At 35.5% G+C, this 13,734-nt stretch carries 10 protein-coding genes; 7 read left to right on the forward strand and 3 right to left on the reverse strand.

Annotated elements, in window-relative coordinates:
• Window positions 1-665 precede the first annotated feature (665 nt).
• Window positions 666-3,290, forward strand: a complete 2,625-nt coding sequence (locus LCF45_RS04515; RefSeq protein WP_050000867.1) for an S-layer homology domain-containing protein — start codon at window positions 666-668, stop codon at window positions 3,288-3,290.
• Window positions 3,291-3,394: 104 nt separating this feature from the next.
• Here LCF45_RS04515 and patB1 read toward each other — a convergent pair whose 3' ends face one another.
• Both patB1 and LCF45_RS04525 read right to left on the reverse strand, forming a co-directional pair.
• Window positions 3,395-4,585, reverse strand: a complete 1,191-nt coding sequence (patB1, locus tag LCF45_RS04520) for a secondary cell wall polysaccharide O-acetyltransferase PatB1 (RefSeq protein ID WP_078203456.1) — start codon at window positions 4,583-4,585, stop codon at window positions 3,395-3,397.
• A gap of 179 nt (window positions 4,586-4,764) precedes the next feature.
• The gene (locus tag LCF45_RS04525) at window positions 4,765-6,180 is read right to left on the reverse strand and encodes an MBOAT family O-acyltransferase (protein WP_078203457.1); all 1,416 of its coding nucleotides are present in this window, start codon (window positions 6,178-6,180) and stop codon (window positions 4,765-4,767) included.
• 227 nt (window positions 6,181-6,407) lie between these two features.
• On the opposite strand from LCF45_RS04525, the gene LCF45_RS04530 reads away from it, so the two are divergent.
• Window positions 6,408-7,865 carry an MBOAT family O-acyltransferase gene (locus LCF45_RS04530; protein WP_002188488.1) on the forward strand — a complete coding sequence of 486 codons (1,458 nt, stop codon included), beginning with the start codon at window positions 6,408-6,410 and terminating at the stop codon, window positions 7,863-7,865.
• A gap of 9 nt (window positions 7,866-7,874) precedes the next feature.
• Window positions 7,875-8,906, forward strand: coding sequence for a hypothetical protein (locus LCF45_RS04535; RefSeq protein ID WP_263894593.1), 1,032 nt, complete (start codon window positions 7,875-7,877; stop codon window positions 8,904-8,906).
• A 163-nt stretch (window positions 8,907-9,069) separates the two neighbouring features.
• On the opposite strand, the gene LCF45_RS04540 is transcribed toward LCF45_RS04535, so the two are convergent.
• The gene (locus LCF45_RS04540) at window positions 9,070-10,464 is read right to left on the reverse strand and encodes an O-antigen ligase family protein (protein WP_078203460.1); all 1,395 of its coding nucleotides are present in this window, start codon (window positions 10,462-10,464) and stop codon (window positions 9,070-9,072) included.
• A 330-nt stretch (window positions 10,465-10,794) separates the two neighbouring features.
• Between LCF45_RS04540 and LCF45_RS04545 the strand changes: the two genes are divergently transcribed.
• The 4 genes from LCF45_RS04545 (at window position 10,795) to LCF45_RS04560 (ending at window position 13,712) form a co-directional block, all read left to right on the forward strand.
• Window positions 10,795-11,583, forward strand: a complete 789-nt coding sequence (locus LCF45_RS04545; RefSeq protein ID WP_263894594.1) for an enoyl-CoA hydratase — start codon at window positions 10,795-10,797, stop codon at window positions 11,581-11,583.
• 137 nt (window positions 11,584-11,720) lie between these two features.
• Window positions 11,721-12,041: a hypothetical protein gene (locus tag LCF45_RS04550; RefSeq protein ID WP_002010902.1), complete on the forward strand. Its 321-nt coding sequence runs from the start codon at window positions 11,721-11,723 to the stop codon at window positions 12,039-12,041.
• A 17-nt stretch (window positions 12,042-12,058) separates the two neighbouring features.
• Window positions 12,059-12,385, forward strand: coding sequence for a nucleoside triphosphate pyrophosphohydrolase (locus LCF45_RS04555; RefSeq protein WP_002125566.1), 327 nt, complete (start codon window positions 12,059-12,061; stop codon window positions 12,383-12,385).
• Between the two features lie 277 nt (window positions 12,386-12,662).
• Window positions 12,663-13,712, forward strand: a complete 1,050-nt coding sequence (locus LCF45_RS04560; protein ID WP_003187600.1) for a M42 family metallopeptidase — start codon at window positions 12,663-12,665, stop codon at window positions 13,710-13,712.
• Window positions 13,713-13,734: the final 22 nt, after the last annotated feature.

Raw genomic sequence — 13,734 nt, forward strand, 5'->3', positions numbered from 1 at the left:
TTTTTATGGTCTAATTTTCATATAAAACAATCTGTGAAAAAGTGATCATATTTTGAAGATTGATAGTTAGTTTATTGAGAAATAAAATGACAGCGTTTTCAAAAATAGAAAAATACCCCACTAATATGTAAATTTTTTGTAAATTAACACCTTTTTTCGTTAAAAAAACATTCGAAAAGAAGTGGAAAATGTCGAATTACGATAATTTAAGTCGAATGTAGTCTGAAAATTGTATTTATTGTAAAAAACATTTAGGTGATGAAGTGGAAATATGTGCTATAATTCCAATTGTGTATTTGATATGAAAAATATACGAAGCGCGGTGATAGTAGTTTTTAGGAAAAAAGTTTGTTCATTTCTATATTTTAGTATTATTAATATCTTAATAATACAATAAAAAGACTGAATTATCAGAATGTGTCGAATCTTCTTTTGAGAAAGTTCTTGATAACGAATAGTTTTGTATAGTATGATGAACTTGTTTCAAAAAATGGTATTTAAACCTTATATTTACATTTAACGGTTTGTATCATTTTATTATGTGAACTACTTTTCGCATGATATTTTGTATTTTTATTGTTTTATGGCTTTTTAAGTAACTAGTTTTCAAATTACATATGATATGAAACTAGTAGCACATAGTCCTAAAGGAGGAAAATAATAAAATGGCAAAGACTAACTCTTACAAAAAAGTAATCGCAGGTACAATGACAGCAGCAATGGTAGCAGGAGTTGTATCTCCAGTAGCAGCAGCAGGTAAATCATTCCCGGATGTTCCAGCTGATCATTGGGCATTAGATTCTATCAACTACTTAGTAGATAAAGGTGCAATCAAAGGTAAGCCAGACGGTACATATGGCCCAGCTGAAGCAATTGATCGCGCTTCTGCAGCTGTAATTTTCACTCAAATTTTAGGATTACCAGTTGATGAAAATGCTCAGCCATCTTTCAAAGATGCTAAAAATACATGGGCTGCTAAATATATCGCAGCAGTTGAAAAAGCAGGTATCGTTAAAGGTGACGGTAAAGATAACTTCTATCCAGAAGGAAAAATCGACCGTGCTTCTTTCGCATCTATGCTAGTAGGTGCTTATAACTTAAAAGAAAAAGTAGATGGCACATTAGTTACAACATTTGATGATTTAAGAGGACATTGGGGTGAAGAAAAAGCAAACATCCTAATTAATCTTGGAATCTCTGTAGGTACTGGTGGCAAATGGGAGCCAAATAAAACTGTATCTCGTGCAGAAGCAGCTCAATTTATCGCAGTAACAGATAAAAAATATGCAAAATCAGATAACAGTGTTGCGAAAGTAACAAACGTTACTGCTACTGAGCCAACACAATTAACGTTAACTGGTACAGGGTTAAACAATCTTACTGCTGAAGATGTTACGCTTGAAGGAAATAAAGCGATCGCACTTGAAGCGAGTAAAGATGGAAAATCTGCAGTTGTAACGTTAAGCGGAAAAATCGCTCCAAATAAAGAGCTTCCTGTTAAAGTAAAAGGCGATTCATTTAATGTGAAGTATGTATACGAAGTGAAAAAATTACGCGTAGAACAACTTACATTCGATGACGATCGTGCAGACCAAGCAGTTGTCTTCAAATTAAATGAAGAAAAAGGCAATGCTGATATCGAGTATTTAGATATCGCTGGTCATGATGTGAAATTTGTTGCGAATAAATTAGATGGTACTCCAGCAAATATCTTTGAAGGTGGTACTGCAGAGTCAACAACTGGTAAACTAGCAGTTGGTATCGACGAAGGTAAATACAAAGTTGAAGTACAAGTGACAAAACGTGGCGGCATCACAGTTTCTAACACTGGTATCATCGAAGTGAAAAATCTTGATGCAGAAGCAACAGCAATTAAAGATGTTGTATTTGCGGTAGATACAGATAAAGCTGGTGTAAATTATGCTAAAGCTTTAAGTGGAACAGACTTCACATTAAACAGCAAAACATTAGTTGCTGGTGAAAAAGCAGGTATCCATAAAGTTGTTGCTCAAATTAACAAAGAGAACAAAGTTGTTGATCCTAGCGCGATTATCTTAAAATCATCTAACCCAGGTGTTATCTCTGTTAAAAACGGTGAAATTAAAGCAGAAGCAGCTGGTTCTGCAACAATTACTGTTAAAGTGGGCGATGTAACAAAATCATTTGATTTCGTTGTAAAAACGGATACTCGTAAACTTACAACTGTAAAAGCTAACCCAGATCAATTAAAAGTTGTAGATGGTAAAGAATTACCAGTGACATTCGTAACAACTGACCAATACGGCGATCCATTTGGTGCGAATGAAGGTGCTATTAAAGAAGTATTCCCACAAACAGGCGCTGTAACTGCATTAGAGGTTATTACGACAAATGAAGGTTCTATCGGTACATCTTCTATTAAAGTTAAAGGTGCGAAAGTTGGAGCTGGTACAATCCACTTCCAAAATCCAAATGCAAGTGGTGAAGGTTACGGATCACTTCATGTTGAAGTTACGAAGAGCAACATCGGTCATGAAGCTCCACGCTTAGAGCTTGTTTCTAAAGCTGGTCAAAAAGGTGAAGCTGCTGACACTACACTTGGTGCTGGAAATACAGTAAACTATCAATTATCTAATTACACTACAGAAGGCGTATATGCTGATGCAGCTGATTTAGCAGGATATGAATTAAGAGTAGGTAATGAAGGTATCGCTTCAGCGAAAATCGAAGGAAAAACATTAAAAGTAACAGGTAAAAAAGCAGGTGTTACAGATGTTATCTTAACTAAAGATGGCGCTACAGCTGGACACGCAACAATTACTGTTACACAAGAAAACATCCAAATTACATCTGTTAAATTTAAAGATGTAGAAGTTGAGCAATTCGAAAACCGCAAAGTTAATATCGACAGAGTACTAGACGTTGTGAAGAGTGATAAAGATGATGTTCTAAATGGCATCAAATTAAACATCTCAACAGAACATAAAGTACGTATCGTTGATGAAGGTACAGAGCAAGGTAAAGTTTACCTAGATCGTAACGACAATGCTACATTTGACGGTAACGATGTTGCGCTTGGTTATGTAACAGCTGTTAAATCAAATGATACAGTATCTAAAGAAGGAAACGAACTATTTAGCTTCTTAACTGACGAAACTGTTACTGAGAAAAATGATGTCTTCAAAGGTGTAACAACTGCGTTTGGAGATAAAGGTACAGTAATCTTTAAAGTTGTGAAAGACAGACTTGCACCAACTACTGAGTATGGTACAAAAGCTGTAACAATCAACGTTATTAAAGAAAAAATCTAATAATTAGATTTGCAATCCCCATGTCATTATGACATGGGGATTGTTTTTGGTTTCGAAAAAAATAGGTCTCTTTAGAGGATTCTAAAGAGACCTATTTTTAATAATTATTTCTTAAACTTAAACATCTCACCGCTCAAATTCGAATCACTATACACGAACAATACCATGTTAATGTTGTTGTCTTTAATGTATTGATATACATCCTTTTCGTGATAGTGACGAAGGTCGAGGATGGATGTGTGTTTGAAGCTTTGTGCTAAGTGAGGCACGATTGCGTTTGCGAATGAGTCTTTTAGGACTAAAGCTCGTACATCATTTGGTGCATTGTTATTTTCGATGACGATTTCTGGATAGTCATTTGCATAATAGCCTGCGTACGATGTTGTATCATTTTGTTTTTCTACGCCGTATAGTTCATCTAATGTGCGATATACTGTGCCATTTACATCTTTTGCGGCTACGCTCGTAAAGTTGAAACCGTCTTTCGGTGTGTAGTAGCATAGTTTTTCTCCAGTCGCATCGATCAGTTGGTAAAGCTGGTTGTTAAAGCTTCCGACTAGATGTGTATTTGGAGCACACGTACGAGTGTAATCTTCTGTTTTTATTTCTTTTCCTTTATATATAGAAGATTGTTGCGCGATTGTGTTCATTATATATTGATAGCCTAAGAAGGCACCATCCATATTCCAGTGATGGTCTGTTTTAAAGTACATACTTTGTATTTCTTCATTTGTATAGTTTTTCTTAAAATGTTCCATGAGTTTAATTGGCTTTACGTCCGCTGGAAGTTTATTTAGAAAATAATTTAAATTTTCCTGCGCATATGTGTGAATATGAGAAGGTAATTTAAATGATAATGCATTCGTTTTGGACGGTGGTAAGGCAAAGTAAAACTCAATGTTTTGTTCTTTTAAAAACTGAGATAAGTCGTTTACAGCTGGCATAGCTTGGTCAACCTCATTATATTTTGTAGTCCAAGCAGGGTTTTTCAGAAGCCATTTATCATCAGTTAGAATAATATCGTTAATGAGAGACTTGCCCATTTTAATTTGGGTAAGTGTATAGTTTTTTATGAGATCATCTCTTCCGATTAATTGATCGTTTGTATATGTCTCAAAGTCTTTAAAGAAACTACCATTTAAGGCAACTTCTTTTGTAAGAGCTGGTTTTTGAGCGAGCGGACGATTTTCAACGGGCGAAACTGCTCGGTCAGTTTTGAGAAGCGATAATATGCCAAATGAAAAGATAATGGTGAGAAAACCGATAAATAGGACGATGTTCCCCAATTTTTTCATAATAACTTTTCCTTCCTACATAAAGTGAAACTTTAATCAGTGGGGGTTTTGTTCATCCCCCACTGATTATCAGCCTTAACCAATCGGGCTTTTCCGGGCAGCCCGACCCCAACCTAACTTCTTTGCTTTCGCTGAATTTTGAGGTGGGGGTCTTACTGCCCGGAAAATAGCGGGATAAGTTAAAACCTGAAGTAAATAAATGGATTATACGTCGAATTAATTAAATACATAATCGAAACCATAAATAATGTTAGTAATAATATAGGACGTACAACTTGCATCGTGAATATATACGTTTTGGGTGCAAGTTCTAATATGTTTTTAACACGTTTCAAAATTGGTGTCGCTGCGATAAAGGCGATGATAAATATGACAATGTATTCATGTATATAGAGCATTGTGTTGTCATCGATGAAAGATTGCCTCCCTATGCCAAACATCGCTTTTAAATATTGGAACGAGTAGGCGAAGTTATCAGCTCGGAAGAAGACCCAACCAATCATAACGATGATTAGTACATATGCATGTTGCAGCGGCTTCCATAGCTTATTTAATATTTTCTCGAATCCAGCTTTTTCAATCGAGATAATAAAGCCGTAATATAATCCCCAGGCGATAAATGTCCAGCTTGCCCCGTGCCATAAACCGGTTAATCCCCATACGATGAAGAGGTTACGGTAATTTGCTAGTTTGGATACACGGTTTCCGCCGAGCGGAATGTATATATAGTCGCGGAACCAAGAGCCTAGTGTAATATGCCATCTTCTCCAAAATTCTGAGATGGATTTCGAGATGTACGGATAATTGAAGTTTTTCGGGAAATCAAATCCGAACATTTTTCCAAGTCCAATTGCCATATCAGAGTATCCTGAGAAATCGAAATAGATTTGAAGTGTATAGGCGATAATACCAATCCAAGCCGTTCCAGCGCTCATTTCAGATGGTGGTAAGGCAAAGATTTTATCTGCGACAAATCCAACTTGATTGGCGATTAACATTTTTTTCGCTAATCCTAAAACGAAAATTTGGATACCTTCTGTAAATCGTTCAAAAGAATGGATGCGCGTTTTGATTTGATCAGCAACGATATTGTAACGAACGATTGGTCCGGCAATAAGCTGCGGGAAAATTGATATATATAGTGCTAAGTTAAGTGGATTCTTTTGAACATCCCCGTCTTTACGATATATGTCGATGACATAGGACATCGCTTGGAATGTATAAAATGAAATCCCAATTGGTAGTGGAATAGGTTCCACCTGGATAGATAAATGTAAAGCGTTGTTTAAAATGTCTGTGAAAAATGAAATATATTTAAAATAAGAAAGTAATAAAATATTTCCGACCACAGCCATAATTAAAAATGTGAATTTCATATTTTTTCGTTTATCATAATGATGCACGAGTAGGCCGAAGCAGTAGTTTAATATAATAGAAAAGAGCATTAAGAGGACGAATCGAGGTTCTCCCCATGCATAGAAAATTAAACTAAATGCAAGTAATACGAAATTACGTAGCTCGGCACGCACTATAAAATAGAAAAATAATACGAGAGGTAAAAAGATAAATAAGAAAACAGAACTACTAAATACCAAAGGACTCTCCTCACTTTTTTCAAAAATACATTTCGTGCAAAAAACCGACATTTCTATTATATATTCTTTTAAATAAAAGCGCCTTTAATATTTTATCATGTTAATAATTCGATTAAAATGATTATTATATATAATAGAAGAAAAGGGGAGCGGAATCCTTTTGACACTCACTATTTGGATAAGATAAGATGAATAAGGTGTGATTTGTTTGGAAGGGAAGAGATGGTGTGTTATTTAACTCATTTGAGTTTATTTTTTTATTTTTACCGATAGCATTTCTTTTATATTTTCTATTAAATAAATTTGGACATGCTACATTAGCGAAGGCTTGGCTTGTTGCGGCCTCTTTATTTTTCTATAGTTATTGGAATGTGAAATATTTACCGCTTATGTTAGTGTCACTCATTGTGAACTACTTTATCGGAATGAGGCTCGTAAAACATAAGAGTAAACTTCTTTTAACGGTAGGGTTAATATTTAATATAGGAATGCTTAGTTATTTCAAGTATTATGATTTCTTCTTACAAAATGTGAATTCATTATTTGGAACTCAGTTTACATTATTATCTTTAACGTTACCACTTGCGATTAGTTTCTATACGTTTCAAAAGATTGCATTTTTAGTAGATACGTATCGTGGTGAAACGAAGGCATGTCATTTTCTTGATTACGCATTGTTTGTAACGTTTTTTCCGCAGCTTATTGCAGGGCCGATTGTGCATCATGCGCAAATTATGCCGCAGTTTGCTGACGATAGTAAAAAGCGCTGGCAATCGAAGTATATCGTTCTTGGTATATTTGTATTTGCAGTTGGTATTTTCAAAAAGGTAGGTATTGCAGATGTATTATCTCCCCTTGTACATGAAGGGTTTGATGTGCAGCAATCATTAACATTTGTCGAAGCATGGCTTTCATCGTTAGCGTTTACGTTCCAATTGTATTTTGATTTTAGTGGATATAGTGATATGGCAATTGGAATCGCTTTAATGTTTAATATTAAATTACCTCAAAACTTTAATTCACCTTATAAAGCAGTGAATATACAAGATTTTTGGCATCGTTGGCATATGACGCTTAGCCAGTTTTTAACGAAGTACGTATACATTTCTCTAGGAGGAAATCGAAAAGGAATTACGCGTACATACGTAAATATTATGATTGTATTTTTAATAAGTGGACTTTGGCACGGAGCTGGTTGGACATTTGTTTTTTGGGGATTCTTGCACGGTTTGGCTTCTGTTATTCATCGCCTATGGAGTAAAGCAGGAGGGCGCATGCCAGCCTTTGCTGGTTGGTTCGTTACGTTTTTCTTCATCAATATAACGTGGGTATTCTTTAGGGCAACATCTATGCATGATGCGGTGAAAGTGTTAAAAGGAATGTTCGGACTAAATGGAATCGAATTAGCAAATAGCGTATTCCCAGCATTTATAATAGAGAAGCTGCAATTTTTAAAAGAGTACGGTGTTTCATTTAGTGAAGGGTACCATGTCTCTTTATTAGATCCAAAAATGGTAGCGTATATTTTCGGAGCGTTATGTATTAGTTTCTTCTTAAAAAATTCAATTCAGTTAAAAGATTCATTCCGTCCGAATGTATGGACTGCTTTATTTACTGCAGTATTGCTCGTATATAGCGTGTTACATTTAACGAGTATTAGTGAGTTTTTATACTTTAATTTCTAGGTGGAGAATATGAAAAACAAACATTGGCTTATTTTCGTTTTTGTATGTGTTTTTGTTCCTCTGGCAGGTGTCGGGATATTTAATAGCTATATAGATTCACTTTGGTTATTCCCGCATAAAAATAAGTGGAATGATGTTCAGTACGGGTTTAACGAGAGACAACAGAAAACAAATTATATAACGTACCGTCCGTTTACATATGATGGAGTTATACTTGGAAGTAGTAGAACGACTTTTATTAACGAGAATGACTTCACCGGGTTAAACGCATTTAATTATGCGGTAAGCAGTACAGATCCGCGTGAGTATGATGCATATATTGAATATGCAAAAGAACAAAAAGGTAGTGGACTCGAGTCTATTGTACTTGGTTTAGATTTCCTTGGAACGAACAAAAATAGGGAAATTGGTTTTGATAAACCAGAAGCGTATATTAATCAGGCGCAAAGTTTATTGTATCCGATTAAATCGTATGTAAGTATGGACGGGATTACTTATTCAAAGAATACAATTGCAAATTCCACCCATCATAGTACGAATCTTGACCGTTACAATCGAGAGAATATAAAATCGATGCGCGATTATACGAAAGAAGAACGTGATGCGCAAATAGCGGCGCAAGTAGATAAGTTTAGTAAAGAGATTTATGGTGGGAATTATGAGTATCAAAATATGAAAGAAATATTAGGAACAGTAAAGGCTCATAATCCGAACACGAAGTTTTATATTTTTACAACGCCTGTTTCAGAGCCTCTGTTCCGTACGATGATTCAATCAGGGCGATGGGAAGATTATAAAAAATGGCTTCATGACGCTGTAGATGTATTTGGAGAAGTGCACCATTTCATGTATCTTAATTCCGTTACAACGAATTTAGATAACTATATGGATGGGCATCATTTCAGACCGGAAGTTGGAAAGTTGATTGCGCATAAAGTTGTAAATGAGGAAGATAGCAACGTCCCGAAAGACTTCGGTATTATTATTACGAAGGATAATATTGATGAGGTGTTGGAGGAGATTCGGGCGTCTTTTCAATAGGGAAATTTTGAAAAGCTAGATCATAATGTGATCTAGTCTTTTTTTGTAGATTGCTGCTTTATCAAACTTTGTCGGTAAATCGATATCTTCTGTAGAATCATTAATATAATTTCATGTATTACTTTCAAAAGAAAAAGCAGCATCCATTTGGATGCTGCTTTTTTTATTCCGCCTCTAAATCAACAATTAAGTAAGCGAGTATAACAACGAAGAAAATACTAACGGACGGCGCTGTTAATACGTGGCCGGACATAAAGCCGATTCCAAGTGATAGTACAACGGTGCTAGCTAATAGCATATATTTCACAGTTAATATTTTCTTAAAGTTTGTTATGATGCTGAGTAATAATTTAATACCGAAGTAAAGGAATGGTATGAAGTAAATAAGGAAACCGACGATTCCGAATGCGAAGAATAGATCGTGGAAGTCCATTTCGATTAATTTAATTTTAACCGTATAGTTACCAGCATAGCCCATTCCGAATAATTTTTGTGATAGTGGTGCGTCTTTATAGTATTGTTTGTATACTTTTAAAAACTTATCGCGATCACTGTAAATTAAACTTTTGACCTCAGAGTCTGTTAGTTCACCTTTTGCATGTTTTTTCTCTGCGTCAGGATCTTCTTTAATTATTTTTCCTTCTTTTCTATCCTTTTCTTCTTGTACTGATTTTTTGTATTCGTATATTTGCATGTGGATGCCCATATTTTTTGCGATAGGAGTATGCGGTGTAAGGGCAATTAAACCTCCTAGTATAATAGCGGCAACAACTGTATTTACGAGATATGTGAATCCTTTTCCTTCTTTTTTGCGATGAACCATATATTCAATGAATGAGAATAAAAGTGCCACGCCAAGCGTTAGAACAATTGCACCATATCCTACTTTTGTTCCGACCATAATACTTGCATACATCGCAAGTATTGTTGGAATCCAGTAATAGATTTTCGAGAAAGAAGTTGTTTTATGAATCGAATAGAGCACTACGATTGGGAACATAATTGCAAAAATAGAACTTAAATCATTTCCAGCAAAGAACCAACCTCTTGAACCGATCTTTGAGTGAGGGTAGCTTGGGAAATCTGTACCAGTTTGCATTGCAATAATCAGTGTGATGCTTAAAATTAAAGTTGCATATAAGAAATATGTAATGATTTTATGAAATGCATATTCTTTATTTTTTAACTCTTTAAAGACGATAATATATCCAAACAGTAGTACAATTGGATATATGCTCTTTAAAATGAATTTCACTTCTTCGCCAAATGAAACTGGGGATTTAATCATCATATTATTTACAAGACCAATTGCTAGTACGATACCGAGTAGGCATAAATAGAGAATGTACTTTCTCGCTCCATGTTGATTTCTATGAAGAAGTAGATAACCTAATGCAAGAAGCATAAAGGCGAAACGGACTACGATTCCAACTGTTGCGCTCATGTGTAATACATAGATTGAAAAAGACGTTAATAAATCTAAAATTGGTTGAAACACAATGAATAGCAATAGGAAATGCGGGAAGTAGTTATCCGTTTGTTTCAACTTATTAACCATATATTCCTCCATTTCTTCATTCCTTTAGTTCAATACCCAAGAGATGGGGATAAAAGCCTTATTTACATAATAAGGCGAATGAATTTCAATATTTGTTTTTTTGCATCAAACTTAAGAATACACCATTTCATTGTAATGGTAAATAGATGAAAAGCATTGATAAACCGACTTTAATTTCTATATTTTTTAACGAAATTGTATGTTTTATACGGAGATATATACAAATTATGAGGTTATTAGACAGAAAATTGAGAAAAAAAGAAGGATTTTTAACATGCTTTCTATAATTATATAAGTATAATCTTTATGTTGAAAAGAGGGGTATATATAATGGAAGTAACAAGTAAAACAGAATCTGTTGTTGTGAAATATGAAGGGCGCGTAGCAACGGTTATGGTCAATCGTCCAGAGGTTTTAAATGCATTAGATGAACCAACGTTAAAAGAGTTATTACAAAAGTTGAAAGAAGTGGCGGAAAGTTCTGTTCACGTTGTTGTGTTGTGCGGAAGTGGCCGTGGTTTTTCTGCGGGTGGAGATATTAAATCAATGCTTTCAAGTAATGATGAAAGTAAGTTTGAAGGCATCATGAATACAATTTCTGAAATCGTTGTGACGTTATATACGATGTCAAAGCTTGTTATTAGTGCAATTCATGGGCCGACTGCTGGACTTGGATTAAGTATTGCATTAACAGCTGATTATGTCATGGCAGATATATCATCAGTTATTGCGATGAACTTTATTGGAATCGCTTTAATTCCAGATGGTGGCGGCCATTTCTTCCTTCAAAAGCGCGTTGGTGAAAATATGACGAAGAAAATCATTTGGGAAGGGAAGAAATTATCAGCGACAGAAGCGCTAGATATCGGTTTAATTGACGAAGTAATCGGTGAGGATTTCCAAACGGCTGTGAAGCAAAAAATTAATGAATGGTTACAAAAACCAATCAAGGCAATGATTCAAACGAAACAAATTTTATGTGAAGTAAATCGTTCTAATTTAGAACAAACGCTTCAGCTCGAAAAGCGTGGTCAATATGCGATGAGACAAACAGCGGACCATAAAGAAGGTATTGCTGCTTTTCTAGAAAAACGTTTACCAGCATTTAAAGGGGAATAAAGTGAAACTTTAATCCGTGGGGATTTGTTTATCCCCCGCGGATTATTAGTCTTACTGCCCGTTAATTCGAGATAAAGGGAAGAAAGTGCTAACACATTTTAGTATAATTGTGTTAGCACTTTTTTTAGGAGTAATAAATGAAGAAAATTATCGGTGTTATCGTTATTATTTTACTAACATATTATGCTTTGCATAGTACACCATCTCTTGCGGTACGGACTGCATTATTCTTTGAGGGACATCCAACTGTTGCTTTCTCTGGTGAAGTGAAGAAAGAACGGGATGTGAAAAAAGAGGCGATTCCTGATGAGTACCAAACCTTATACGGCGATAAGAAAGAAGAACCAGAGCATTACTTCTTTCCGGTAGTAAAGGCGCACGGATCAGGAATTGATATGTTAAGTGCTTGTGTGAAAAAAGAGTGGTTTTTCTATAAAGCAGAGCTTGGGTGTTATTAAAAGTGGGAGGAAAAGTGATGTCAACTTATAACAGGTTAGTAAGAGATCGTGTCCCGGAGAAAATTTTGATGTCTGGAAAAACATATACAGCACAAAAATTAACAGGGCAAGCTTACATACAAGCGTTAGCGAAAATTGGTACAGAAGAAATTCGTGAATTTGCTTCGATGAAAGAGCGTGAACATGCGCTAGATTCACTTGCAGATGCACTTGAAATTATTATTTCATTAGCGCGTGCAGAAGGTGCAACAATGGAAGATGTAGAGCTTATTCGTAAGCAGAAAGAAGAAGAGCGCGGCGGATTTACAAGAGGGATTTATTTGATGGACGTTTCGGAAGAGTAGTTTTATCCCGCTATTTGCGGGCAGTAAGACCCCAAACTCAAAATTCGGCGAATGCGAGGGAGTCGGGCTGCCCGTAAAAGCCCGATTGATGCGGGCTGATTAAAGTTTCACTTTATAGAAAAAGCACAGTGTTAATGGAGATAATGCGGTGCTTTTTTGTCATTGAGATTAGGATAAAGTGAATTTTATTATAATTTAGAAAATTAAACTATATGAGTAGAGGTTTTATCGTAATTTCGCTATACTAAATAGTAGAGAAAATGAGGAGGAAACGACAATGGCACATCATACGAAAGAAACGATGGAACTTATTAAGGAGCTTGTCTCTATTCCAAGTCCATCTGGAAACACGGCGAAAATTATTAGTTTTATTGAAAATTATGTAAGTGAGTGGAATGTAGAGACGAAGCGTAATAATAAAGGTGCTCTTATTTTAACGGTTAAAGGAAAGAATGATGAGCAGCATCGTTTATTAACTGCACACGTTGATACGTTAGGTGCGATGGTGAAAGAAATTAAGCCTGACGGTCGTCTTCGTCTATCTATGATTGGTGGATTTCGCTGGAACTCTGTAGAAGGAGAATATTGCGAAATTGAAACGTCAAGCGGTAAGAAATATACAGGTACAATTTTAATGCATCAAACTTCTGTCCATGTGTACAAAGATGCAGGGGAAGCGAAGCGCGATGAGAAAAATATTGAAGTGCGTATTGATGAGCGTGTCTTTTCAGCAGATGAAGTACGTGAGTTAGGAATTGAAGTAGGAGACTTCGTTTCATTTGATCCACGCGTTCAAATTACAGAGAGTGGATACATAAAATCACGTCATTTAGACGATAAAGTAAGTGTTGCAATTCTATTAAAATTAATTAAAAGATTGCAAGATGAAAAGGTAACATTGCCATATACAACACATTTCTTAATTTCTAATAATGAAGAAATTGGGTACGGTGGAAACTCAAATATTCCAGAGGAAACGGTAGAATATTTAGCAGTTGATATGGGAGCGTTAGGTGATGGACAAGCATCTGATGAATATACAGTATCCATTTGTGCGAAAGACTCTAGCGGTCCATACCATTACGCTTTACGTAAACATTTAGTTGAACTGGCGAAAGCGAACGCTATTGAATATAAAGTGGATATTTATCCATACTACGGATCAGACGCATCAGCTGCGATTCACGCTGGATTTGATGTGAAACATGCATTAATTGGAGCTGGTATTGATTCTTCTCACGCATTTGAGCGTACGCATGAAAGCTCGATTGCACATACAGAAGCGCTTGTTTATGCATATGTGTTATCAGAAATGATAGTAGAATAGTGAGAGGGTGGTTGATTCTATG

The sequence above is a fragment of the Bacillus sp. 41-22 genome (assembly GCF_025809295.1).
Classification (GTDB): domain Bacteria; phylum Bacillota; class Bacilli; order Bacillales; family Bacillaceae_G; genus Bacillus_A; species Bacillus_A mycoides.

Bases quoted from the DNA above. Each gene is read 5' to 3' on its own strand.
- LCF45_RS04515 (WP_050000867.1), top strand. From the start codon at position 666: ATGGCAAAGACTAACTCTTACAAAAAAGTAATCGCAGGTACAATGACA.
- patB1 (WP_078203456.1), bottom strand. From the start codon at position 4,585: ATGAAAAAATTGGGGAACATCGTCCTATTTATCGGTTTTCTCACCATT.
- LCF45_RS04535 (WP_263894593.1), top strand. From the start codon at position 7,875: ATGAAAAACAAACATTGGCTTATTTTCGTTTTTGTATGTGTTTTTGTT.
- LCF45_RS04540 (WP_078203460.1), bottom strand. From the start codon at position 10,464: ATGGTTAATAAGTTGAAACAAACGGATAACTACTTCCCGCATTTCCTA.
- LCF45_RS04545 (WP_263894594.1), top strand. From the start codon at position 10,795: ATGGAAGTAACAAGTAAAACAGAATCTGTTGTTGTGAAATATGAAGGG.
- LCF45_RS04550 (WP_002010902.1), top strand. From the start codon at position 11,721: ATGAAGAAAATTATCGGTGTTATCGTTATTATTTTACTAACATATTAT.
- LCF45_RS04555 (WP_002125566.1), top strand. From the start codon at position 12,059: ATGTCAACTTATAACAGGTTAGTAAGAGATCGTGTCCCGGAGAAAATT.
- LCF45_RS04560 (WP_003187600.1), top strand. From the start codon at position 12,663: ATGGCACATCATACGAAAGAAACGATGGAACTTATTAAGGAGCTTGTC.